The 24,948-nt window shown below is 70.2% G+C and carries 10 protein-coding genes; 8 read left to right on the top strand and 2 right to left on the bottom strand.

The window, feature by feature from the left end; genetic code table 11:
- The first annotated feature begins 380 nt into the window (after window positions 1-380).
- Entirely contained in the window at window positions 381-2,447 is a 2,067-nt protein-coding gene (fusA, locus tag PYS65_RS04850) for an elongation factor G (RefSeq protein WP_279332521.1), read from the top strand.
- A gap of 124 nt (window positions 2,448-2,571) precedes the next feature.
- On the opposite strand, the gene PYS65_RS04845 is transcribed toward fusA, so the two are convergent.
- Window positions 2,572-3,129, bottom strand: coding sequence for a pyridoxamine 5'-phosphate oxidase family protein (locus PYS65_RS04845; RefSeq protein ID WP_279332520.1), 558 nt, complete (start codon window positions 3,127-3,129; stop codon window positions 2,572-2,574).
- A gap of 166 nt (window positions 3,130-3,295) precedes the next feature.
- The gene (locus PYS65_RS04840; RefSeq protein ID WP_279332519.1) at window positions 3,296-5,140 is read right to left on the bottom strand and encodes a coagulation factor 5/8 type domain-containing protein; all 1,845 of its coding nucleotides are present in this window, start codon (window positions 5,138-5,140) and stop codon (window positions 3,296-3,298) included.
- A gap of 252 nt (window positions 5,141-5,392) precedes the next feature.
- Between PYS65_RS04840 and PYS65_RS04835 the strand changes: the two genes are divergently transcribed.
- The 7 genes from PYS65_RS04835 to PYS65_RS04805 all read left to right on the top strand — a co-directional run bounded on the left by PYS65_RS04835 (window position 5,393) and on the right by PYS65_RS04805 (window position 24,837).
- Window positions 5,393-6,709 (top strand): ABC transporter substrate-binding protein, encoded by a 1,317-nt coding sequence (locus PYS65_RS04835; RefSeq protein ID WP_279332518.1) that lies wholly within the window; start codon window positions 5,393-5,395, stop codon window positions 6,707-6,709.
- A gap of 14 nt (window positions 6,710-6,723) precedes the next feature.
- On the top strand, window positions 6,724-7,710 hold the full coding sequence (locus PYS65_RS04830) for a carbohydrate ABC transporter permease (RefSeq protein WP_279332517.1): 987 nt from the start codon (window positions 6,724-6,726) through the stop codon (window positions 7,708-7,710).
- 17 nt (window positions 7,711-7,727) lie between these two features.
- Entirely contained in the window at window positions 7,728-8,567 is an 840-nt protein-coding gene (locus PYS65_RS04825; protein ID WP_341483712.1) for a carbohydrate ABC transporter permease, read from the top strand.
- A gap of 29 nt (window positions 8,568-8,596) precedes the next feature.
- A complete protein-coding gene (locus tag PYS65_RS04820) occupies window positions 8,597-9,955 on the top strand; it encodes a GH1 family beta-glucosidase (protein WP_279332515.1) in 1,359 nt (452 codons plus the stop codon).
- 820 nt (window positions 9,956-10,775) lie between these two features.
- Window positions 10,776-16,457, top strand: coding sequence for a DEAD/DEAH box helicase (locus tag PYS65_RS04815; RefSeq protein WP_279332514.1), 5,682 nt, complete (start codon window positions 10,776-10,778; stop codon window positions 16,455-16,457).
- 5 nt (window positions 16,458-16,462) lie between these two features.
- Window positions 16,463-18,772, top strand: a complete 2,310-nt coding sequence (locus PYS65_RS04810; RefSeq protein ID WP_279337855.1) for a hypothetical protein — start codon at window positions 16,463-16,465, stop codon at window positions 18,770-18,772.
- 65 nt (window positions 18,773-18,837) lie between these two features.
- The gene (locus PYS65_RS04805) at window positions 18,838-24,837 is read left to right on the top strand and encodes a hypothetical protein (RefSeq protein WP_279332513.1); all 6,000 of its coding nucleotides are present in this window, start codon (window positions 18,838-18,840) and stop codon (window positions 24,835-24,837) included.
- Window positions 24,838-24,948 lie beyond the last annotated feature (111 nt).

The raw sequence follows: 24,948 nt of genomic DNA, 5'->3' as shown, positions 1-24,948 counted from the left end.
CCCGACGTGATCCCCGTCACACGGGAAAACCCGTGGCTCCGCCCACCCGGCCCTCCCTACACTCGGCAACGAGCAGGCGCCGCCTCGACGGAAGGGCGCGCCTTCGAGACCGTGAGGGGAGTCCGGCCATGCGTGACCACACCGCCGCGGCCGTTCTCCGGACCCGGTCCGTCCGCTCCGAGGTGCTCCTCGTGTCCTCGGCCGTCCGGTGCCCGCTGCGCGGCCGGCACCGGATGCCGTGACGAGACCGAATCATTGACGGGCGGCCACGTCGCATTGTCGTGACGGCTTTTGGGCACCCCTGTGCCCCCGTCGCCCGACCACGGGTCTCGTCCGGGAATCGCGCTGTCCTGTCACAGAACACCGAAAGGCCACGGGCCATGCGCGACCTCCTGCACGCCGACCCCCTCGCCACCGTCCGCAACCTCGGCATCCTCGCCCACGTCGACGCCGGCAAGACCACCGTCACCGAGCGGATCCTGTACGCCACCGGCACCACGCACAAGCGGGGCGAGGTGCACGACGGCACCACCGTCACCGACTTCGACCCGCAGGAACGCGACCGGGGCATCACGATCTTCGCCGCCGCCGTCAGCTGCACCTGGGACGGTCACCGCATCAACCTGATCGACACCCCCGGGCACGTCGACTTCGCAGACGAGGTCGAGCGCTCGCTGCGCGTCCTCGACGGCGCGGTCGCGGTGTTCGACGCGGTGGCCGGCGTGGAGCCGCAGAGCGAGTCGGTGTGGCGGCAGGCCGACCGGCACGGTGTACCGCGCATCGCGTTCGTCAACAAGATGGACCGTGCCGGTGCCGAACTGGACGCCGCCGTCGCCTCGATCCGCGCGCGACTGCACCCCGCACCCCTGGCGGTCCAGCTGCCGATCGGTGCCGAGGACACCTTCACCGGCGTCGTCGACCTGATCCGCATGCGGGCGCTTACCTGGACCGACGACGGTACGACGGCCCACGAGGGCCCCGTGTTGGACGACCTCAGGGAGGAGGCCCGCCGTCGGCGCCGGACGCTGGAGGAGGCCGTCGCCGAACTGCATCCGGGCGCGCTGGAGGAGTTCTGCGACACGGGCGCGCTCAGCACCCGTACGCTCACCTCCGCCCTGCGCGACCTCACCCGCAGCGGCGAGGGCGTCGTCGTGCTGTGCGGCTCGGCCTACCGCGACCGGGGCGTCGAGCCCCTGCTGGACGCCGTCCTCGCCTACCTGCCGTCCCCGCTCGACGTGCCGCCCGTGCGCGGGACGCGCGACGACGGCACCGGTGAGCAGGACCGCCCCGCCGACCCCGGGGCACCGCTGGCCGCCCTCGCGTTCAAGGTGAACGCCACGTCCACCGGACGACTGACCTATCTGCGCCTGTACTCGGGAACGATCGAGAGGGGAGACACCGTGTGGGACGCGACCGCCCGCCGCACCGAGCGCATCGGCCGCATCCTGCGGGTCCGGGCCGACCGGCACGCCCCGCTGGACCGGGCGGTCGCCGGGGACATCGTCGCCGTGGCCGGGCTGAGGTCCGCCCGTGCCGGATCGACCCTGTGCGCACCCTGCGCCCCGCTGGTCCTGGAACCTCCGGGGGTCGCCGAGCCCGTCGTCTCCGTGGCGCTCGAGGCACTCCGGAGGAACGACACCGGACGTCTGGCGTCGGCACTCGCGCGGCTCGTCGAGGAGGACCCCTCGCTGGTGGTGCGGACCGACCCGGAGACCGGTCAGACGGTGCTGTCCGGCATGGGTGAGCTGCATCTGGAGATCGCGGTGGAGAAGATCCGGCGTGATCACGGGATGGCCGTCAACGTGGGCCGCCCCCAGGTCGGTTACCGGGAGGCCGTCGGCCGCGGCGTGTCCGGGTTCGTCTTCCGGCACGTCAAACAGGACGGCGGGGCGGGCCGGTTCGCCCACGTCGTGCTCGACGTCGAGCCGCTGGGCGTCCCGGGCGCCCCGGGCACCGGGTTCGAGTTCCGCTCGGCCGTCGTCGGCGGGCGCGTGCCGCAGGAGTACGTCCGCGCGGTCGAGGCCGGCTGCCGGGACGCCCTGGCCGAGGGGCCGTCGGGCGGTCATCCGGTGACCGGGCTGCGCGTCACGCTCACCGACGGGGCGACCCATGTGAAGGACTCCTCGGACACCGCCTTCCGCACCGCCGGCCGGCTCGGTCTGCGGGATGCCCTGCGGTCCTGCGCGATGGTGCTGCTGGAACCGGTGGTGGAGGCCACCGTCACCGTGCCCGAGGAGACGGTGGGCGGGGTGCTCGGCGATCTGGCCGCACGCCGCGGCCGGGTGACCGGCTCGGCCACCCGGTCGGGCAGCACCGTCGTCACCGCGACGGTGCCGCTGGCCGAGCTGTTCGGCTACGCGACCCGCCTGCGCAGCCGCACCCAGGGCCGCGGCACCTTCACCACCCGGCCCGTCGGCTACGCACCGGCACCCGTCCCGGCACGGTAGCCGCAACGCCGTCCCGCGCCCGCGCCGGCCGGCAGGACGGTGGCCCCTTCCGCACCCACACGTGGAGGGGGCCACCGCCGCAGGCACACGGCGGCACACGGCGGCGCGCCGTTCGCCCGCTTGCTCAGAACACCCACCGGGTGTGGCTGTACACCCCGTCGTCCCGGCCGAAACCGTACGCGGTGGCCGGGGCCACCGCGAACACCACCGCGTCCCCCTTCCGGAACGTCTCCCCGAGCCCGTGGAAGGTGCCCTCGGGGGAGGTGATGTGCGGTCCGTACTTGGCCTCGTACGCCGCGATCACCTCTTCCAGCAGCGCCGGATCGGTAACCGGTCTCGCCTCGCCCTCGACCACCAGGTCGAGCCCTTCGGTGAGCGAGTTCGCGCCGGTGGTCAGCACGCAGTGCGCATCGTGTGCGAGGTTCCTCGCCTTCTGCTCCCCCCGACCGGTGGAGAAGTACAGCACACCGTCGTGCCAGGCGGCGATCACGGGCGTGACGTGCGGCCTGCCGTCGGGCCGCACCGTGGACACCCAGAAGATCTCCGCCGCCTCCAGTCGCCGCCGGGCCTCGGCCCACTCGGTGGCGGTGACGTCCGCGGCACCCGGGCGGGGATTGAGCGCGGAGCTGTAGCGGGTGTCGAGTTCGGTCGTGGGGTACCGCGCGGACTCCGGCAGGGGCATGGTGGATCTCCTTTCTTTCCACCCGTAACGACGTACGGCCCGCGCCGGAACCATCGGTACGCCCGTCCGTGTCCGTGGCGAGTCGGTCGCCGCGTCCACAACCGGCGCCGTCGCGGTGCGCGCTCCGACCGCCGGCTCCGCCCGGAGCGCGCACCGCACACCGGGGTCAGGGGTAGGACACCACCTTCGACGGCACGGTCTCGGTGCCCGAGGTCGGTGAACCCGTGTCGTTGATGACGCACTCGTACTGCCCGTGGCCGCTGAGCGACACGACCAGCAGGTGGTGGAAGCGGACGCCCGGGCGGTTCGGGGCGGCGAAGCCGTGGTGCTGCACGATCGACGGGTTGACGTTGTAGTAGCAGTAACTGCCCATGCCCCAGCCCTCGTGGGTGGTGACGTGGTCGCCGACCTTGTACGCGGCGTAGCCCTTGATCGAGCCGTTCTGGACGGCGGCCTGGTTCGGCGCGTCGTAGGCCTTCTCGTTCTGGAAGAAGATCGTGCGCCCGCGTTCGCCGTTCCACTGGACGTCGTACTTGTTGAAGTGTTCGACGAACAGGCCGGTCGCCAGGACGTCGTGGCCGTTGACGACGACGCCGTAGTCGCAGCGGTTGGTCTCCCAGCCGACGCCCTCGCCGTGGTCGGCGCGCCAGATCCAGGTGTGGTCGACGATGGTGTGCCGGGCGTTGACCACCATGCTGGTGGTCGCCTTGCCGGGGCCCGCGCCGCCGATCCGGATGAACACGTCCTGGACGGTGATCGGGTCGGCCGAGTGGTCGCGGGAGGCACCGTCCGGGCCGATCTCCACCAGGGTGCGGGAGTTGACCGGCCCGGCGTCGACCAGGAAGCCGGCCAGCCGTACGCCGTCGACGTCGGCGACCTTCAGGGCGGTGACGCCGTTGCCGGGGATCAGGGTGGCGTAGCCGAGGCCGAGGACGACCGTGCCCGCCCGGTTGACCCGGACCGGCTGGTCGACGTGGTAAATACCCGGCGTCAGCAACAGGTTGAGGCCCTGGTCGAGTGCCTGGTTGAGGGTGGCCGCGGAGTCGCCGGGCCTGGCGACGTAGAAACGGTCCAGGGGCAGGGAGGTGCCGCGCGGGGTGCCGTTGCCCCAGCTGACACCGCGTGCGTCACGGCGCAGCGCGGGCAGGAAGACGCGGTAGTCGGCGCCGTTCAGGTACAGGAACGGCTTCTCGCGGGAGAGCGGAGTCCGGTCGAGCGTGGTGTACGGCGGCTCCGGGAAGCTCTGCGCGGGGGCGCCCTCGACACCCGAGAACACCATGTTCCACACGGCGTTGGTCCACCCGCCGACCGAACTGTCCCGGGTGTACCACTGCTGCTGCGAGTACGGGCCGACCGTGCCGTCGATCCGGCTGTCGGCGATGTAGCCGCCGCTGGCCCAGCCGTAGCCGTCGGGCGCCAGGTTGAGGCCGCCGCGGATGTGCATCCGGCGGAACGGGGCGGCCTGGGAGACCGCCCAGCGGTTGGTGCCGTTGACCGGGACGAGGGCCAGGTTCTCCGCCGAACGCCAGAAGTTCTGGGTGGCGTTGCCGTCGAACCAGCCGGCGTCGACCGTCACGTCGCCGTTGATGGTGGTGTCGTCGGGGGAGAGGCCGAGGCCCGAGATCGAGGTGTAGAAGCCGAGTTGGGCGTTGAGTCCGTGGTAGGTGCCCGGTGTGAAGAGGAACTGGTAGCGGCCCGGGCCGAACTGGTCCGATTCCTGCCGGGCGAACACCTCGTCCAGCTTCGCCTGGATGCCCGGTGTGGACGGGTCGAAGACGATCACGTTCGGACCGAGGTCGCCGCCGGCCCGCAGCCGGCGCGGCTTTTTGGGCTTCACCGCGGCGGAAGGGGCGGCCGGCGCGGCGGGGGTGCCCGGTGCGGCGGAGGCCGTGGTGGTCAGCGCGGCCAGCACGGGGGCGGCGGCCGCGGCGCCGAGGACGGCCCGGCGCCGGACGGAGGCGCGGGGGCCGTCGTCGGAGGACGGCTGGACGGAGGGGGAGTCGGAGATCATGGGGGCTCTCCTGGTTCAGGAAGTGAACGGTGTGGGGGAGTGGGGAGCGCTCTTTCGCCGCTGATGGTTCATCCGTGGAACAGATGAGTCAAGAGGCGCGGCAAGAGTGGGGTGACTCCGTCCAAACCCTTGACGTGCCGCCTTCGGAGGGTTTAACTCACGTCCTAAATTAAGCCATGAGTCGCCGACCCCGCCTTCCTTCTCCGCTTCTCCGCTTCCTGCCCGCACCCCCGGAAAGGCACATCAGGAGCCATGCGCAGTATCCGAGCCGCGGCCACCGGCGCCGTCATCCTGTCCCTCGCACTCACCGCCTCGGCCTGCGGAGGCGGTTCGAGCACGGGCGGCGGGTCCGGCGGCTCGCCCCAGGAGCTCACGTACTGGGCCTCCAACCAGGGCGCCAGCGTCGAGATCGACAAGAAGGTGCTCCAGCCCGAGCTGGACAAGTTCGAGAAGCAGACCGGCATCAAGGTCAAGCTCGAGGTCGTGCCCTGGTCCGACCTGCTCAACCGGATCCTCACCGCGACCACCTCCGGCCAGGGCCCGGACGTGCTCAACATCGGCAACACCTGGTCCGCCTCGCTCCAGGCGACGGGCGCGCTGCTGCCGTGGGACGCGAAGAACTTCGACAGGATCGGCGGCAAGGACCGCTTCGTCGACTCCGCGCTCGGCTCCACCGGCACCGAGGGCCAGGACCCGGCCGCCGTCCCGCTGTACTCGATGGCGTACGCCCTCTACTACAACAAGCAGATGCTCGCCGACGCGGGCGTCGACGCCCCGCCCGCCACCTGGGACGAGCTGGTCGCCGCCGGAAAGAAGGTCTCCAAGGACGGCAAGTGGGGGATCGCCATGGAGGGTTCGAACCCCTCCGAGAACATCCACCACGCCTTCGTCCTCGCCCAGCAGCACGGCGCCGACTTCTTCACCGCCGACGGCAAACCCGACTTCACCAACGACGGCGCGGTCACCGCGGTCAAGCAGTACGTCGACCTGATGGCCAAGGACAAGATCATCGCCCCGGGCAACGCCGAGTACGCCCAGAACCAGTCCGTCAGCGACTTCGCCAAGGGCAGGACGGCGATGCTGCTGTGGCAGTCCGCCTCCGCCAACCTCACGTCCCAGGGCATGAGCGAGGACGACTACGGCATCGCCCCCGTGCCCGTGCAGTCCGGCACCCCGGGCGCGGGCAAGCAGGTCAACTCGATGGTCGCCGGCATCAACCTGGCCGTCTTCAAGAACAGCGGCAACCTCGACGGCGCCACCGAGTTCGTGAAGTTCATGACGAGCGACGCCGAGCAGAAGATCCTCAACACGGCCTACAGCTCCATCCCGCCGGTCAAGGCGGCCCAGGAGGACCCGGCCTTCAACTCCCCGGCCAACGCCGTCCTGAAGGACACCCTCGCCACCAGCGCCGTGGCACTGCCGCAGGTCCCCGACGAGTCCCAGTTCGAGACCGCCGTCGGAACGGCGATCAAGGACCTGTTCGCCGACGCCGCCGGCGGCCGCGAGGTGACCACCGGCTCGGTCGAGGCCGCCCTCACCAAGGCCCAGCAGCAGATGCCCGAGAAGTGAGCCCGGACACCGCCATGACCGCCACTGCCCCCACCGCGGAGGCCGCCGCGCGGAAGTCCTCCCCCGGGGCGGCGCGCGGCCCCCGCCGCCCCGGGCGGATCCGCCGCGTCGGACTGCCCTACCTGCTCCTGCTGCCCGCCGTCCTCCTCGAACTCCTCGTCCACCTGGTGCCGATGGTGATCGGCATCGTGATGAGCTTCAAGGAGCTCACCCAGTTCTACATCCGCGACTGGGGCACCGCCCCCTGGGCAGGCCTCGACAACTACAAGGTGTCGGTGGACTTCGACGCCCCCGTCGGCGCGGCCCTGCTCCACTCCTTCTTCGTCACCGTCGCCTTCACCGTGCTGTCGGTCGGCCTGTGCTGGCTCCTCGGCACCGCCGCCGCGATCTGCCTGCAGGACACCTTCCGCGGCCGCGGCCTGCTGCGCGCCCTGTTCCTGGTGCCGTACGCCCTGCCGGTCTACGCCGCCGTCATCACCTGGGTGTTCATGTTCCAGCACGACAACGGCCTGGTGAACCACGTCCTGCACGACCAGCTCGGCCTCACCGACAAGCCGTCCTTCTGGCTGATCGGCGACAACAGCTTCTTCGCACTGCTGACGGTGTCCGTGTGGAAGGGCTGGCCGTTCGCCTTCCTGATCGTCATGGCCGGCCTGCAGAACATCCCCCGCGAGCTGTACGAGGCCGCCGCCCTCGACGGCGCCGGGATGATCCAGCAGGTCCGCCGCATCACCCTGCCGTCACTGCGCCCCGTCAACCAGGTCCTGGTCCTCGTCCTGTTCCTGTGGACGTTCAACGACTTCAACACCCCGTTCGTCCTGTTCGGCAAGGCCGCCCCCGAAGCCGCGGACCTCATCTCGGTCCACATCTACCAGGCGTCCTTCGTCACCTGGAACTTCGGCACCGGCTCCGCCATGTCCGTCCTGCTCCTGCTGTTCCTGCTCGCCGTGACGGGCGTGTACCTCGTACTCACCTCGCGCGGACGGAGGACCGCCCCATGAGCCCGCCCCGGTCCCCGATGGCCCCGCCCCGTTCCTTCCTGTGGTCCCGGCGGATCTTCCTCACCCTGCTCGCCGGCTTCGTGCTGATCCCGGTGTACGTCATGATCTCCAGCTCGCTGAAGCCGCTCGCGGACGTCACCGGCACGTTCCGCTGGCTGCCGAGCGAGGTGACGATCCGCCCCTACATCGACATCTGGTCCACCGTCCCGCTCGCCCGGTACTTCGTGAACTCGCTGATCGTGGCGGGCGCGGCGACCGTCTGCTCGGTGGTGATCGCGGTCTTCTCCGCCTACGCGGTGAGCCGCCACACCTTCCGCGGCAAGCGCGTCTTCACGGTGACCGTGCTGTCGACGCAGATGTTCCCCGGCATCCTCTTCCTCCTCCCGCTGTTCCTCATCTACGTCAACATCGGCAACGCCACGGGCATCGCCCTGTTCGGCTCGCGCGGCGGCCTGATCCTGACGTACCTGACGTTCTCCCTCCCCTTCTCCATCTGGATGCTGATCGGCTACTTCGACTCGGTGCCGAGGGACCTGGACGAGGCCGCGCTGGTCGACGGCTGCGGCCCGCTCGGCGCGCTCTTCCGGGTCGTCGTGCCGGCCGCGATCCCCGGCATCGTCGCGGTCGCCGTCTACGCCTTCATGACGGCCTGGGGCGAAGTGCTGTTCGCCTCGGTGATGACCAACGACACCACCCGTACCCTCGCCGTCGGCCTCCAGGGCTACTCCACCCTCAACGACGTGTACTGGAACCAGATCATGGCGGCCTCGCTCGTGGTGAGCGTCCCCGTGGTCGCCGGCTTCCTGCTGCTGCAGCGCTACCTCGTCGCCGGTCTGACGGCGGGAGCCGTCAAGTGACCGGCGTCCCCGTACCCGAAAGGACCTCCGTGACCATCGACCACGCCGCCCTCCCCGACGACTTCCTGTGGGGCACGGCCACTTCGGCGTACCAGATCGAGGGAGCCGTGACGGAGGACGGCCGCTCGCCGTCGATCTGGGACACCTTCGCGCACACCCCCGGCACCATCGACAACGGCGACCACGGCGACACCGCCTGCGACCACTACCACCGCTGGCGCGAGGACATCGACCTGATGCGCCGCCTCGGCACCAACGCCTACCGCTTCTCCCTCGCCTGGCCCCGCGTCGTCCCCGGCGGCGACGGCCCGGTCAACGCCCAGGGCCTCGACTTCTACGACCGGTTGACCGACGGCCTGCTCGAGGCGGGCATCACCCCGTCCGCCACCCTCTACCACTGGGACCTGCCCCAGGCCCTCCAGGACCGCGGCGGCTGGCCGGAGCGCGACACCGCCGAGCACTTCGCCGCGTACGCGTCGGCGGTCGCCGAACGCCTCGGCGACCGCGTGCACCACTGGGCCACCCTCAACGAGCCGCTGTGCTCGGCCTGGATCGGCCACCTGGAAGGCAGGATGGCACCGGGCCTGACCGACCTGACGGCGGCGGTCCGCGCCTCCTACCACCTGCTGCTGGGCCACGGCCTCGCCGCGCGGGCGATCCGCGCCGCCGCCCCGAACGCCCAGGTGGGCATCGTCAACAACCTCTCCACGATCCACGCCGCCACCGACCGCCCCGAGGACCTGGCCGCCGCCACCCGCATGGACGGCCACACCAACCGCTGGTGGCTGGACCCCGTGCACGGCTACGGCTTCCCCGCCGACATGCGCGAGGTCTACGGAGTCGAACTCCCGGAGCGCCCCGGGGACCCGGCGACCATCGCCGCCCCGCTCGACTGGCTCGGCCTCAACTACTACTTCCCCCAGGTGGTGACGGCCGACCCCGACGGCCCGGCACCGCACGCCGCCTTCGTGCGCCGCGCCGACGTCCCGCGCACCGGCATGGACTGGGAGATCGACGCGAGCGGCATCGAGACGCTGCTGCTGCGCCTGACGAACGACTACGGCGCACGCAAGCTCTACGTCACCGAGAACGGCTCCGCCTTCCCGGACGTGGTCCGCCCCGACGGCACGATCGACGACCCGGAACGCCAGGACTACCTGGAACAGCACCTGGCCGCCTGCGCCTCCGCCGCCCGCAAGGGCGCCCCGCTCGCCGGCTACTTCGCCTGGTCACTGCTGGACAACTTCGAGTGGGCGTACGGCTACGCCAAGCGCTTCGGCCTCGTCCACGTCGACTACGCCACCCAGACCCGCACCATCAAGGGCTCCGGCCACCGGTACGCGGACATCGTCCGCGGCCACGGGGACCGGATACGGCGGGCCGCCTGACGTTTCTCCACTGGCATCCCCGGTGAGCGCCGGCGGTCACCCGGTTGCTCATGGACCGCGTCTGCCTGTTGCTCTCCGCCCCCTCCCGCGTCCTTGGCCTCGCGCTGCCGCCGGCAGGCCCACGCATGGCCGAAACCACCCGTATCCCATGGCAGATGTGGCAGCTCAACCTCCTGGGACGTGTCCTCCAGCACGTACCCACGCTTGGTGACGGGGGAAGGGGCGAGGGCGATGCCGAGTATCCAGCGACTCGTCGAGGACGTCGATGCCGCGCAGACACGTCGGTGCGGCATCCCAAGAACACGGCACAGCACCGTGCACATCTCATGCCGGAAGTCCCGGACCTCTTCCGTTTCGTCACCGAAGGCGTGACCGCGGAGCTTATGGCGGGCCCCTCCGGGAGTAGCCCATTGTCTTCCTAGGTATTCCAAAAAAATCCAAGGCTCGGTAGCCTGTGGTCAGTTCTCGCAAGGCTGGACAGCGAGAGCCATGGAAGTGTGCCGCGATCGGGGGCAGCGCGGAGCCTGGGGATCGGGGGCGCATGGGGGAGCGAAATGTATCCGGAGCGGCGCGACGGGTTGCGGCACTGGTTCAAGACTTCCCGTCAGGGATCACGCGGTCCGGTCTTCTGCAGGAGGCGGGACGGCGATTCGGTGCGATGCCGGAGCAGCGGCTGGCCAAGCTGGTCGCCGAGGCGGTCGATGGAGGTTGGCTGGTCCTCTCGGGGGACCGTCTCATGTCTGCCGCCCCGTCAGGACCGTCGGCGCCTGCACTGACCTCAAAAGGGGAGAACAGGGCTGGGCGCGGAGCCTCGCTGCCCGTGGACCGAGTGCTGCGGGCCGTCGCGCTGGACGTCGAAAGCATCGTACGGACCACCGCGACCGCCCCCTACGTGGAGCGTCACGTCTACGAAGCCGCCGCCGTCAGGTTCGGCGCGGATCCGGACTGGGTGATGAGCGCTCCCCGCTGGCAGCGTTATCTCCGATTCCCCCAGGACAGTGACGAGTTGCGCACGGGCGAGGTTCGGGACGCCGTGCTGGAACAGGGGGTCCCCGCTCGGCAGGCGTGGACGGAGCTGTGCGCCTTCGTCGCGGACGCCGACGTCGTGGTCGCCTACAACGGCACAAGCCTGGACTTTCCCGTCGTCAGCGAGGCGGTGAGAGCGGCTGGGCTCGAAGACCCGCTCGCCTCCCCACGCTTCCATCTCGTCGATGCGCTGTACCTCACCCATGCGCTGTGGCCGACAGCACCGTCTCACCGGCTTCAGGACGTGGCCCGAGAACTCGATCTGTCGCGGACGGACTTGCGCGCTCACACGGCCGGCGACGACGCATCCCTGCTGGTCCGTCTGCTGGAAAGAGCCGCCGCCGATCTCGCGGGCAAGGAACTCGGCCTGCGTGAGCTCATTGTTGACGTCTGCCCGGACTCCGGCGCATGGCGACTGCTCCGGGAACTCGCCGAGGGAAAGCCGCCCACCGAACGGGAGCCGCTCGCTTGGGAGCAGACGCACGTGGCCCGTCTGCTCGGTGCCGAGTTCGCGCAGCACAAGCCGCGCCGCGCCGATGACCGCCGGTCGCCGGGCCGTGGTGCCGTCATCGTTCCGCACACGCTCCGCGACGCCGACGGCCGGGTCGACCCGACCGCCCTGGCACGTGTGGTGCACGGCCCTCATGTCGAAACCCGCCCGGCCCAGCAGCGGATGACCAAGACGCTGCACGAGTGGACCGACCAGGGCGCTGGTGGACTGCTGGAAGCACCCACCGGCACCGGCAAGAGCTACGCGGTACTCGCCGTCGCGCTCGACTGGCTCGCCGGGGGAGACGATCGCACCGCGGTCATCGCCACCTACACCAAACAGTTGCAGAGTCAGATGGCGAAGGACCTCCAGGGCCTGGAGCGTGCCCTCCCCGGAATCCTCGGCATTGCCGACCTAATCAAGGGGCAGTCCAACCGGCTGTCCCTCGCGGCACTCACCAAAGCCCTTGCCGAATCCACCCGACGGAGCAAGTCCGAAAGCAGGGCAGGCGGCCGCGCGCCCCTCTCCCGGCAGTTGCGTTTCCGCGAGCTCACCCTCTATCTCGCTCTTCGACTGCTCGCGGTGAAGGAAGCCCCGCAGACGTGGACGGCCAGGTCCGTCGACATGGTCGATGTCCCCGCCTTCTTCACCGACTACATGGGGTCCGGCCTGTCCCTCTGGCTGGAGTCGCTGTCCCAGCGCGACGGGGACTACGGCCCCGGCGCGGGCACCCCCCTCAGCGCGCACACGGACACGGTCCGGGAAGCCATCGGCGGGCACCGACTCATCCTCGCCAACCACGCCCTGGTCCTCTCCCACCTGGACGACCTGCGCGAACTCGGCCCCGACGTCCTCCTTGTCGTCGACGAGGCACACGAACTGGAGAACGCCGCCACGTCCGCACTCGCCGTCACTGTCGACTACCAGGACCTCGAGACCGTGTTGTCGGAGCACCAGACGTGGCTCGCGGAGGCGCACCCCAGCACTGCGCGGGACGAGGCCTCCACCGCAATCGCCGAACTGGAACGGCTGCTCGACGACGAACGGCTCCCCCGGTTGGCGGCCCAGGCCTTCGACGCACAGGCCAAGGGAGTGGGCGTACGGATCGGCAACCGAGCGACCACACTGGTCAGCACCTACTCCGGTACGTCCGGGACCCGGGGCACCCGGCACCTGTCATTGGTGCTGGATCGCATCGCCAAAGCGCTCGTCACCTCCCGCATCACGCTGGAGCGGTACGTCGCCCAGCAGACCGCCCGCATGGATCCGCTGGTCCTGGAACGCCTGACCGCTCTGGCCACCCGCACCGACTCCCTCACCACCGACCTCACCCGCATCACAACCGATATCGGCGGCTTTCTCGATCCCGTCGTCACACTGGACGAGGATCTCCCGTCACGCGTCGTCCATCTGGAGGAGTCGGCCGAACCGAAGGCGGAACTGCGCTCCTACCGCTTCCGCATCGCCACCAGCCCCGTCGACCTGCCCGCCGACCCGGACTGGCAGTGCTTCCTCCAGTCGTTCGATCGCGTCCACTACGTCTCCGCGACCCTCCGCGTCGCAGGGGAGTGGGACTTCGTCAGGAGCCGTCTGGGCCTGTCCGCGGAGGTGGCGGCCCTGGCTCTGCCCTCTCCGTTCGACCTGCGGAACCAGGCCGAAGTGGTGTGCTTCTCCGACTTCCCCTCCTGGGCCGAGCAGGAAGAGGGCGCGCTTCGCACAGTCGCTCACCAAGCGGCCGGATACGCCGCCGAGATGACCCGGCAGCGCCCCGACGGCACCGGCTTCGACGGTGGCGGCCTGATCCTCACCACCGCCAGGTCGACAGCCGCGGGCATCGGCTCCCTCCTCGTGGAGGAACTGCGCTCCCGCTCCCTGGACAGTCCGGTCGTCGAGGCGTTCACCCTCGGCAACGGCCGCGCCTACCAGGCCTTCACCGACCGACGGGACGGCGGCGGATTCCTCGTCGGAACCAAAGGGCTCTGGCAGGGCATCGACGTCTCCGACGCCGAACGGATGCATCTCGTCTGGATCAACAAACTGCCCTTCGCCCCGTTCGCTGATCCGATCGTGGAAACCCGGCGCGCAGCCGTCGCCCGACGTGCGGAGCACGCCGGCCACCCCGATCCGGACGGTGCCGCCACCGAGCACTACTACCTGCCCCTCGCCGCGCTCCAGCTCCGTCAGGCCGTCGGCCGCCTCATCCGGTCCGACCGGCACCGTGGCGTCGTCGTCATCAGCGATCGCAAGCTCGCCGGACAGAGCAGCCTGCGACGCTCCTACCGGCGTGCCTTCCTCGGCAGCCTCGACGAAGGCTTGGAACGACCCGGCCCGGACACCGGCGACACCGGCGGCGGCAACGTCACCACGATGGCCGAGGGATGGCAGAGGATCTGGCGGTTCATGGCCGGCCAAGGGCTGCTGGACCCCGCACGAGCTGCCGAGCTGTGCACCGATGAAGCCCTCGAACGGCACACCCTGCTGCCGCACACCCGACGTATCAGGGAACTGGCACTCAGTCCCGAGGAGACGCGGAAGCTGCGGGAACAGGGGCGCCTCGTCGAGGAGGTCACGCGACGCTGCGCCCACATCGGCGGCCTGTTGAGGCTCAGCGACGACCCCGTGCCCCTCAAACCGGCACAGACCGCTGTCATCACCGCTGTGGCCGAAGGCCGCAACGTACTCGGGCTGCTTCCCACCGGATTCGGCAAGAGCTTCACCTTCCAGTTGCCCGCTCTGGTTCTGCCCGGTGTCACCGTGGTCGTCAGTCCTCTCGTGGCACTCATGCACGACCAGGCGCTCGAACTCAACCGGTCCATCGGCGGGGCGGTTCGCGCCCTGATCTCTCCCCTGCGGGAGTCCAGCAGCCGAGCCGGCAAGACCGAGGTGTCGGACCAACTCCTCGGCAGGGCCGATCACGGCATCCGCCTGGTCTACGTCAGCCCGGAACGGCTGTGCCAGCGGCGGTTTCGCGAGACCGTGCGCGCGGCCGCGGCAGAGGGCAGGGTCACCCGTATCGCCGTCGACGAGGCACACACCCTGGCACAGTGGGAGGACTTCCGGCCGAGCATGCGTCGCGTCAGCCGGTTCCTGAACGAACTGCGTCAGGAGCACGGGGTGGCGGTCACCGCGGTGACCGCCACCGCCAACCGGTCCGTCCACGAAGCCTTGCGCGAAGGGCTGTTCGCCCTCTCCAATGAGGTTCCCGAGCCCGGATCGGCCGAAGCGGACGCCGAGACGGAACGAGCCGATGTCATCGGCGGGCTCGTGACGGTGCTCGAGAACCCGATCCGTCCCGAGATCGCCGTCTTCCGGCGTTCCCTCGACCGGTTGGGACAGGGCGGAGTGGCGGGGCTGGTGGAGCGCGTGGTCGACGCGCTCGACGGTCACGCCATCCTGTACTGCCTGACCGTCAAGGAGGTCAACACTCTCTACACGCATCTGCGCGAGTACGTCGGTGACGCCGGATGCGTACGCGTGCTGCGGTTCCACGGACGTCTCACCGAGGCGGAGAAGGCCGCCGTGATGACGGAGTTCCGGGAGGCGCCCCGCGAGGGCGACGACGGCTTCGTCCCCGTCGTCATCGTCGCCACCTCCGCGTTCGGCCTCGGTGTCAACCGGCCCGATGTACGCACCGTGATGTGTGTGTCGCCCCCCACCGACCTGGCCGCGCTGTACCAGCAGATCGGGAGGGTCGGACGCGACAGCACCGGCTTGCGGGCGACCGGTGAGGGGCCCGTCAACAGCGGCCTCGCCCTCGCCACGAGCCGCGGGCTGCGCCTGGTCCGCTTCATGACAGGACAGGAACTGCCCCCTCCGCTGCTGCGACGCATGGGCGGGCTCGTCCTGTCACAGCGCGGAGGAACGCTCGACCCGGTCCGCCTGGCCGACATCCTCATGACCGAGGACGCCGCGACCGGCCTGCTGACCGAGTCCGAACTGGAGGACCGGCACACCCAGGAACGCTACCGAAGCGGCATCATGCGTGCTTTCAGCACGCTCGCCGACCTCGGAGCCGTCGAAGACCTCGGTGACCACCCGCCGTACTGTGCGATCAAGCCCGGCGACCTGCGGCCGTCACGGCGCGGCACAGGACCGACCGCGCTCACCGGAGGGCGTGCCGAAGAGGCGGCCCTCGCACGGATCGAGCGGACCGTCATCGACACCGCACTCACCTGGGACACACCGCGAAACGTCGACGTCCGACTCCTCGACCACGAACTCGCCTCCCACTGCCCCGACTTCCGGACCGTCGCCGGCGGACCCGCGGCGACCTGGGAACTACTCGCCGACCTGCACGACCGAGGGCTCCTGGACGTGTCGGCGGCGCCCAGCAGGCGCCTGGTCACCGGTATCGCCGTGCACGCCCGCACGCTGCCCGACGACTACCTCCCGTCGCTCGGCCGGCGCGGCCGCCGGGCCGCCGAAGAACTCGGCAGACTGAAGCACTTCTTCGACTCCACCACGGTCTGTGCCCAGAGGGTCTTCGCTGATTACTTCGCCGCCACCGACCTTCCCGAGGACTGTTGCACGACAGCCCGTTGCCGCTGCTCCGCCTGCTGGGACACCGCTCACTGGCCGGTGGACGAACGGCGTCCCGCCGTCGCCCAGGCGTTCCACAGCCCGCGTCCCCGCGAGGGCGGTCGCACCGACACCGCGCTGCGCGACCGACGCGTCGACCTCCAGGTCCAACGGCTTCTGCAGCTCCAGCCGCAGGGCATGTACCCGCGAAGGCTCTGGCACGCCCTGCGCGGCGACGAATCCTCCTACAACCCGAGGAGCCGGAAGATGAATCCACTGCCGAAGGCGATACGGGACAGCCGCCACTTCGGAGGCCGTGCCGACCTGCCCTTCTCCACAGTCGGCTCAAGCCTCGAAAGGCTGGCCGCCGAAGGATCCGCAGTCCAGGGCGAGGAGGGACGCTGGCGAGCAGTCCGTCCGGCACGGCGCGCGGGGAACGGATCAGCACGGAAGGAGAACGGGGTGTGACCACGATGACCACGGCTCCGACAGGCGTCTGGCAGCCGTACGAGGACGAGCCCGTACTCACCCCTGCCATGACAGGCGGACACCGGACCACGCCCCCGGACGAGCTGCACCGGCTCCGCCGCTACCTGGAGGCGGTCGTCGCCGACCGCCCGTGTCCCGTGCACACGGCGGTGGCCTTCAACGCCGTCTACTTCGGCTACGAACTCGGCGGAGTGGGCCACGGGAACGGCCCCTTCGACCCCGACACCTTCCCGACACTGACCCTGGGAGACCGGGTACCGGCCGTACCCGTCGGAGCCCTGGTCCGGATCGCCACGGGCTCCGACCCGCTGTACGCCGAAATCGTCTACAAGGAGGGTCGGCACCCAGATGTCGAGGAGGACGTCGACGTCCCGGCCTGGGTGTCCGGAGCGCCGATCAGTGCGCAGGAACCAGAACCCGGGGGACACCAGAAGCCCTGCGGCTCTGTACGTAGGGAACTCCTCGTCCCCGATGTCACGGCCTTCGGCCCGGCGCTCCAGCTCAGCGAAGCCAAGCTCAAGCGGTTCCGCGCACGCCAGAAGTGGCTCAACAGCGACGGACACGTGGTCGTGGACGCCACGTACGACCCTGGGCTGGGGGACAGACCCGACGATACGACGGCCTTCGTCCACCATCTGCTCACCCACCGGCGGGAATCCCTCCTGAGCCCACTCGTCCCGGTGTCCGTCGCCCACTTGGCCGACGACAGCGGAGAGGAGGAGCTGCGGAACGCACTCATGGGACTGATGGACACGGTCGAACACGCACTGTGCACCAGCGACTCCTTGCGGAACTGGGGCCACTACGCGCTGACCCGCAGACGGATAGGGGCCGGGCTGAGTGACGACGGGCCCCTGGGCGCATCGGATCTCCGCACGCTCACCGGCTCTCTGGAGCGCGGAGTGGCCCCCACCACGCGCCGGCGACGCGGACCGAACGGCCCCCGCACTCTGTACACGGCGGTCGGACCATGGCTGCGCGATGTGGCAGGGGCCGAACCGCTGCTGACCGGAGTGGAGTACGCCGTCTCGGTGTGCCGGGCCAACCTCGCGGTCACGGACTTCGTTCGCAGGGACACGGACAGTGGTCTGCGCGCCGACAGCGACGTGCGGATCACTCTTGACGACCGATTCGAGAGCGGCGGCATCTGGCGGTCCCACCACCCGGGAACCGAGGAAGCCGACGGCGGCGACCCCCTGAGCGCCGCGGGACGAGGCTGGCGGGACACGGTCGAGCCGCCACCGCCCCCCGCCACGGAGACCCCCCGACGACAAGAGCCCGAGGAGGAACCGCCGGCCGAGGCACACCCTGCCGATGCCCCGCTCACCGACGACGACCGACTCGGCCCTGCGAACTACATCAGGATCAACGACAGCGAGATCTGCTGGCAGGTACCGCTGCGCCTCTCCCACCTAATGGAGGAGCGGCTGCCGCTCAAGGGAATGATCCGTGACGCATTGCGCCACCTCGGCCCGGACACCGTGCCGGTACGTCTGGAACTCAGCCATCCGGGAGGCATGACCGACGAGTCCGAGGAAGTACAGGACGTCACCCTCGACCTGACCGTGGAGACCGGCATGCTCCGGGAGATCCAGTGGCCCATCGACTTCTTCCCGGGACTGCGTCTGCACATCCAGTGGCCGCGCGGTGGCACCGTCCTCCGGCTCTCCACAGTCGAACTCGACGACCCCGTCGACGTCGACGGGCGGCTCATCACACACCGCTACGACCCCGCCGTCCTGACCCGTGAGGACGCTCCCGGAAGCAGCCGGGATGGTGACTCGTCCGCAGGACTCGACACACGGCGCCTCGTGCTGCGCGCCGTACGGCGCTTCGGCCGACTCACACCCGACGGGCACGCGCTGCTCGACCGGGCCACCCTGCCGAGGGCCGTCTATGACACGCAGCCCGCCCCACACCAGATCACCGCGTTGGAACAGGCTCTCGCCGAGTGCCTCGCCGAGCACCACCTGTACGCGGCCACCGGCAGCCGGGGCGCGAACGGCGAGCCTCATCACCCCGCACGCGAGGGAGAGCCGTCGATCCCGCTGATCGGCTACGCACCGCGTCCCGTGGCGGTGCCGCGGCCCGGCTCGGGCGGTGGCGTTCCTCCGCAACCCACAGGCGCCGAGCACTTCGTCCACGGTTTCCTGAGGCGGCTGCCCGCCGGCTGGGAACCGACCGTCGCACAGCGGACCGCCTACCGCGAGCACTGCCGTCGCGTCGGGAAGGCGGACGGCTGGGACCTGCCCCGTGGCTACACCTTCGTCGGCTCGCACTCCCGCCGACGCTGACCGTCCTCTCCACCTCAAGCCCTCACACACCACGCAAGACATCGTCACAAGAAGTCGGGTGCAAAATGACCCTCAGCTATCCAGTGGTCGCAGAACCACCGTTCTCACCACCAGACGCCCCCGTCGAACTACTCAAGGAGCTGGCCTCGGCACTCGAAGGGTTCGGTCCGGTCGTGGACACGATCCTCGGGCAACTCACCGTCGAGGACATGGGAAGCGCGCTCAACTCCCTCCATCCGAAGGACCGACGGACCATCATGCGGAATCTGAATTTCCGCAACGTGCAACCGCGCAGCTTCGGCAGGGTACTGGGCGAAGAAGTACTCAAACGCGTACGACGTCTGGAGCCGGCCGGAGAGCGCCGACACGCCACGTCGCACCTCACCGAGCGCATCTGGACCGACGTCATCCACGAGGCGGTGGCACACGCGGTAGGCCACGACGGTGCCGATCCCGCCGAGCGATGGGGAACACGTCTCGTGCGCCTCGCGCTCTTCTCGCGGCTTCACGCATCGGTTTTCGACGCGCACATCGTGACCCGGGCGGCGGAACACCACTGGTACGGCCTGGAAGCCGCCGAAGCGACCCGTGAAGCGGTGCACGAGGCAGCACGACGGGTCATCGAGGCAGCCCCGGACTTCCAGTTCGTCCCGGACCTGCAGGAGGACGGGGACGACGGGGAGCCGACGGAGGACGCCGTGCAGGCGGTCGCCGTACCGGCGCCTCGCCCACCACTCGGCACCCCCGAAAGCGAACCGGACATGAAGCCCGAGGCAGAGTACGACACCCTCCACGACCTCGACTCGGCCGAAGAGGAGCTGAGAAGCGTCGTCGACAAGGCCAGGGACGCCGTGGACCGGATACGTCTCACGCTCCTGGACGGACGCCCGCCCGGCGACCCCGACCTGGCATCGCTGGAAGCCGTCGTGCCCGCTTTCGCCCGAGCACAGGCGATGCTCGAGGCCCTCGATGTCACCGGTGTCGGAGATCGCCTCGATGACCTGCTCGCAGCCGTGGGAGCGTTCCGCGAGGCTTCGGAACGCAACGAGAGGAACGACAGGGCCCGCGGCGCCGCGGAGACGGTCCTGACTCTCGGCTGCCCGCCGGACAGCGCGGTCGCGACCGTGATCGCGGACGCCCGGCAGCGTGCCGCGGGGCTGCTCGCCAAGGAGGAATGGAGCGAGGACGACGAGGCCAGTGCGGAGCTGCTCACCCTGCTCGTGCGCCTCGTCGAGCTGAAGGACCGGCCCGACTCACCGCAGATGCTCGTCGAGGTCCAGCAGAAACTGTCGCTGGCGCATCCCTCGTACGCCGTGGCGGCCGTCCTGCACGACCAGATCACGGTGACGGCCACGGAACCGTCCACCGGGCCGCAGCCCGCGAACGAGACCTTCGCCGAACGCCGGGAAGACCACCAGGCAGGCCCTGTTCGGGAGCCACGGCTCGAGGACGCTTCCGTGGCGGTGGACGCGAACGAGGTCATCGACGCACCCGGATCCGAGCCCGGCGCCCACGCGCCCGAACCTCCGGCCGCACCGTCCGAGCCGAGCGTCACCGACTCACGGGAGGCAGAGCCCCACACCGTCACTGCCATCGACGTCGCATCCGGCACCCGCCCGCAGGACGTCGAGCCCGTCCTCGCCCGTCTCATCGTCGAGAAGCGGTTCGGCCTCGCCGCCCACTTGTCGAGGACCGCCGGACGCCCGGACGCCGAGGCCACGGTGTTGCGTCTGTCCGCGGCATCCGAGTTGCTCAACCCGCGCTCCGACCAAGCCGCACGATTCGTCGAGGACTCGTTGCGGGAGTGGGACGCGCAAGAAGACGCCGCGGCGGGCGGGCTGGAACTGCTCCTGTTGCCGGTCCTCGTACAGACGGCGCTGGTAACCGGGGCACCGGTGGCCGGCGCCCAGCTGAGAGCACTCTCCCAGCACCTGCCGGAGACCCTCCAGCAGGTGGCGGCAGAGGTGGCGGAGTGCACCTTGAACAGTGCGCTGCTGCTCGCCCCGCTCCAGTCCGTGGTCGCCGATGCGTCACAGCTCGAGGGCCGTCTGCAGCACGCGGTGGAAGCATGCCGGAACATGCTCGTGCCCCCGCGGATGCGCTTCCAGCGGGCTTCGCAGATGGTGAAGCAGTGGCTGCTGCCGAACGGCCTCTTCGGCAGCGTGCTGACGGCCGTCGTCAACGACGCCGCCGACGCGGCGGACCGTGCGGACGCGCTGCTGAAGCGGCTGGACCGGCCCACGCAGATCGAGGACGAGATCGACCGGATGGACGCCGGGCTGCGCGGCACCGGTGGCCGCGCCATCCACGGGTCCGGACGCAACAACGTGCGTCAGTTCGTGGAGCGGGTACGTGCAGCCGTCTGGGAATGGCACACGGTCCAGCGTGAACTCGGGAGCACCCGCTCCGAGGAAACCGCATGGGCCGCCGAGTCGGTGGCCGGTCTGAGGCGGTCCCTCCTGGGGCTGCGCAAGGGTGTCATGGGAGACCTGGCGACCGCCGGGAGGCGGTCCCACCCCGTGGCCCGGGCCGCCGCCGCTGCCGCGGGCGAGATGCTCGAAGCGGTCTTCGACCAGCTGGAGTCGGGCGCCGCACCGGTCACGGCCGGAGCCGAGGCCGACGTCTCCGCGCTGCTGGACATCGAGCTGTACAAGCTGTCCGACTGGCCGCACGGGCCACTCACCGTGTCCGCCCTGCTCGAGGCAGTGGACCGCACGTGGGAGGACGCGATCGGTATCCAGACCGTGCGGGACGGGTTCACCGCCGTGCGCACCATCCTGCGCCTTGCCGAGCTGGGCGCCCTGCCCGCGGCCCAGGGCCTGGAGTTGTCCGGCGACCGGATCACCCGTCTCGCACAGGCGGAGAAGGAGCGGCACACCGCACTCGCCGAGCACGCCCGGACGTTGGGCGCGGAACTGCGCCGTGCCCAGGCGGACGGCGCGCTGACCGACGAGCAGGACGTCAGCCTTCAGGAGCTGCTCGCGGACGCCACCCCCCGCACGGAGAGCGGTGAGCCGCGCGAGCTCTCCGCGATCCGGCGCAACCTGGACCGCGTCGCCGAGTTGCTGCCCCACTACCGCAAGGAGGCAGCCGACCGGCTGCGGGCGAGGCTCGCGGCCCTCCCCGACGTCCGGGAGGGCGACCGCAGTCGTGTCCTGCACAACCTGGAAACGGACAGCTTGGCGACGGCCGCCGAACTGGTCTACTTCCTCGAACTCGGCGAATCCGTCCCCGAGATCCGTGCCGAGGACCCCCATCTGAAGTCGTTCTTCCCGGCCGTACCCGCCGTCCTGCCCGACGGCATCACCCCGGAACTGATCAGCGCAGTCCGCTCCCGTGGGCGGTTCGGTGACGCGGCGGTGCTCGACTACTCGATCCTGTCGGACAGTGAGGCGGAACGGGCCGCCGGCGCCCTGGAGAGGTGGCGCAAGCTCGCCTCGGCCAGGGACCGGGCCAACATCAACGCGCGGGAGGACCTGAACCCGGCCCTGTCCCTCCTGGGCTTCGAGGCACGACGGGCCAGGCCCCTGGACGACCTGCCGCGCAGGCAGGACTACCGGTTCTTCGAACTGGTCGACACCCAGGTCACCGGACGTGCCTGGGCACCCGCCTTCGGCTCGCAGATCAAGGACCGTGGCAACAAGCTGCGGGTCCTGCTGATCTGGGGACGACCGGCGGCGAAGCTGCTGATCAGCCGTGTCGCGCTGGACCCCGATGAGAGCAGCCTGCTCGTCGTGCACTTCGGCACACTCGACAACCGGACACGCACCGAACTCGCCGCCGCGTCCCGGGGCACCAAGCCCCTCCTCGTCGTCGACGACGCGGCACTCGCCTACCTCACCGCCCACGGCAACCGGCGGGTGGATGCGGCGACCGAGACGCTCCTGCCCTTCTCCGGGGTCAACCCCTACATCAAGGAGAAGAGGGGACAGATCGGCCGCGAGATGTTCTACGGGCGCGACCGGGAGCGCAGGAGCATTCTCGACCCGACCGGAACGCAGATCATCTACGGCGGTCGTGGCCTGGGCAAGTCCGCGCTGCTGGCCGACGCGGGCGACCGCTTCGTCGAGCAGCAGCCCGAGTACCGCAAGCTGTATCTCAACCTCGACAAGATCGGCATCGGCAAGGGGACGGCCCTCGGCGCGGCAGCGATCTGGACCACCCTCGACCAGGAACTCATCAAGGAAGGGGTGCTGGAGGAGCCCCGCCGTAGGGGACCCAAGCTGGAGCCCTGGCAGCGGGTGACGGACGGCATCGCCACATGGCTGGAGCAGGACGCCGACCGACGGCTGCTGATCCTCCTCGACGAGTGCGATCGCTTCTTCGAGGCCGACGTTCCCGACTGCACGGAGACGCGCCGACTGCGTGGTCTGGGGGAGGACTCCCGGGGCCGGGCCAAGGTCGTCTTCGCCGGTCTGCACTCCGTGCAGCGTTTCACCCGGCTGGCCCGCAACGGGCCGTTCAGCCACCTCGCGCAGACGCCCACGGTCGTCGGGCCGCTCACCCCGCAGTTCGCCGCCGACCTGATCGTCCGCCCGATGCGGGCCCTCGGCTTCGAGTTCGCCGACGTGGACCTGGTCAACCGGGTCCTGGGTTTCTGCTCGTACCAACCCTTCCTACTCCAGATCTTCGGCAGCCGGATGGTGCAGGTGATGCAGGACAAGCGGGCACGCCAGCCGCTGACGCCTCCGCCGTACACCATCCAGGCGTCCGACGTGGACGAGGTGGAACAGGACCCGTCGCTGCGTTCCGACATCAACGCGGCCTTCAAGGACACGCTCGCCCTCGACGACCGCTACAACGTCGTCGCCAACGTGCTCGCGCAGCACGCGCGCGAGAACGGCCTGGAGACCAGGCTCAGCGACCGGGAACTGCGTGACGAGTGCGCCGGCTGGTGGCCGCAGGGCTTCGCCAAGCTGGACAGCGAGGGCTTCCGGGCCTACCTGCAGGAAATGGTGGGCCTCGGCGTCCTGGCACCCAACCATGACGGACAGGGCTGGCACCTGCGCGGACCCAACGCCCTGCGCATGATCGGGACCGCTCAGGAGATCGAGATGCGCCTGCTGGGCGCCGAGCGGGAGTACCGCCTGGAGGAGACCGTCGTCCTGGAGAGCCGCCCTGGTCTCGACGACGGCCGCCGCTCCGCCCCCTTGACGATCAACCAGATCGACTTCCTCCTCGGCACGGGCGGCAACCAGGTGCGCGTGGTCGTCGGTACGCGTGCGACGGGCATCGGCGATGTGCAGCGCACCTTGAGGGACGCGACGGGCCGCGTCGCGGGCTGGACCCTGCCGCCGATCGGGAACGCCAACACCTACCGCCGGGAACTGGTGGCGGGCCGGGCCGGTGAACGGCGCCTGCTCATCAGCGACCTCGGTCTGGGCAGTGACAAGTCCTGCCGGGATTCCCTGTCCCTGGCCAGAACGGACCTGCCGACCACTTCCGGGGCGACCCGGTCCGTGGTCCTGGTGTCGAGCATGGATCAGCTCGGCTTCTGGCGCGACCTGCTCGACGGCCCCGAGCCGGAGGGTGAGGGCAGTGACGACACCGCCGTGGTGCTGCGCCGCTACGACCTCCGTGGACTGCGGGACTGGACGCAGTACCACAGCGCCTACGAGACGGAGGAGCGGCTGGCTCAGCTGGCGGCGGTCACCGGCGGTTGGCCGGTCCTGCTCGACCGGGTCCTGGAGCTGCGTGAGACGCACCGGGACCAGGACAGGGCGGTGCGGGAGCTGGCGGAGTGGCTCGGCCACCGGGACGGCGCGCACGAACTCGTCGAGGCCGTAGGCCTGCTGAGGGACGACGCCGGTGCCACGGACGATCCGGACGACCCCTACACCATGGTCAGGATCGGGTACGACGCCATCGTCGAGGAACTCGGCACCGGCTGGAACTCCGATGCCTACTGCGAGACGGCCGTCGAACTCGCCGGCCTCGCCCCCGACGACGCGCGGTGGGCGCTCACCTGCCTGGAGACCCTCCAGGTCTTCGACCGGGACGGCACGCGCCTGCGCGTCGAGCCGGTCCTCCACGCGGCGCTGGGCATCGTCGACGCCGGGAAGTGACCGCCCCATGAGCGGGGGCCGGGGTCAGACCCGGCCCCCGCTCCGATGTGCCGACTCCGATGCCCTTCCAGCTCCAGGTCACTTGCCCTGTGGTCAGTGACGCCAGGTAAT

Source organism: Streptomyces cathayae (assembly GCF_029760955.1).
Taxonomy (GTDB): Bacteria; Actinomycetota; Actinomycetes; order Streptomycetales; family Streptomycetaceae; genus Streptomyces; species Streptomyces cathayae.
The sequence above is the reverse complement of the archived record's forward strand: the minus strand, read 5'-3'. Positions and strand labels throughout refer to the sequence as shown.

Excerpts from the sequence above, each read along its gene's own strand:
- fusA (WP_279332521.1), top strand. The coding sequence starts at position 381 with ATGCGCGACCTCCTGCACGCCGACCCCCTCGCCACCGTCCGCAACCTC.
- PYS65_RS04845 (WP_279332520.1), bottom strand. The coding sequence starts at position 3,129 with ATGCCCCTGCCGGAGTCCGCGCGGTACCCCACGACCGAACTCGACACC.
- PYS65_RS04840 (WP_279332519.1), bottom strand. The coding sequence starts at position 5,140 with ATGATCTCCGACTCCCCCTCCGTCCAGCCGTCCTCCGACGACGGCCCC.
- PYS65_RS04835 (WP_279332518.1), top strand. The coding sequence starts at position 5,393 with ATGCGCAGTATCCGAGCCGCGGCCACCGGCGCCGTCATCCTGTCCCTC.
- PYS65_RS04830 (WP_279332517.1), top strand. The coding sequence starts at position 6,724 with ATGACCGCCACTGCCCCCACCGCGGAGGCCGCCGCGCGGAAGTCCTCC.
- PYS65_RS04825 (WP_341483712.1), top strand. The coding sequence starts at position 7,728 with ATGGCCCCGCCCCGTTCCTTCCTGTGGTCCCGGCGGATCTTCCTCACC.
- PYS65_RS04810 (WP_279337855.1), top strand. The coding sequence starts at position 16,463 with ATGACCACGGCTCCGACAGGCGTCTGGCAGCCGTACGAGGACGAGCCC.
- PYS65_RS04805 (WP_279332513.1), top strand. The coding sequence starts at position 18,838 with ATGACCCTCAGCTATCCAGTGGTCGCAGAACCACCGTTCTCACCACCA.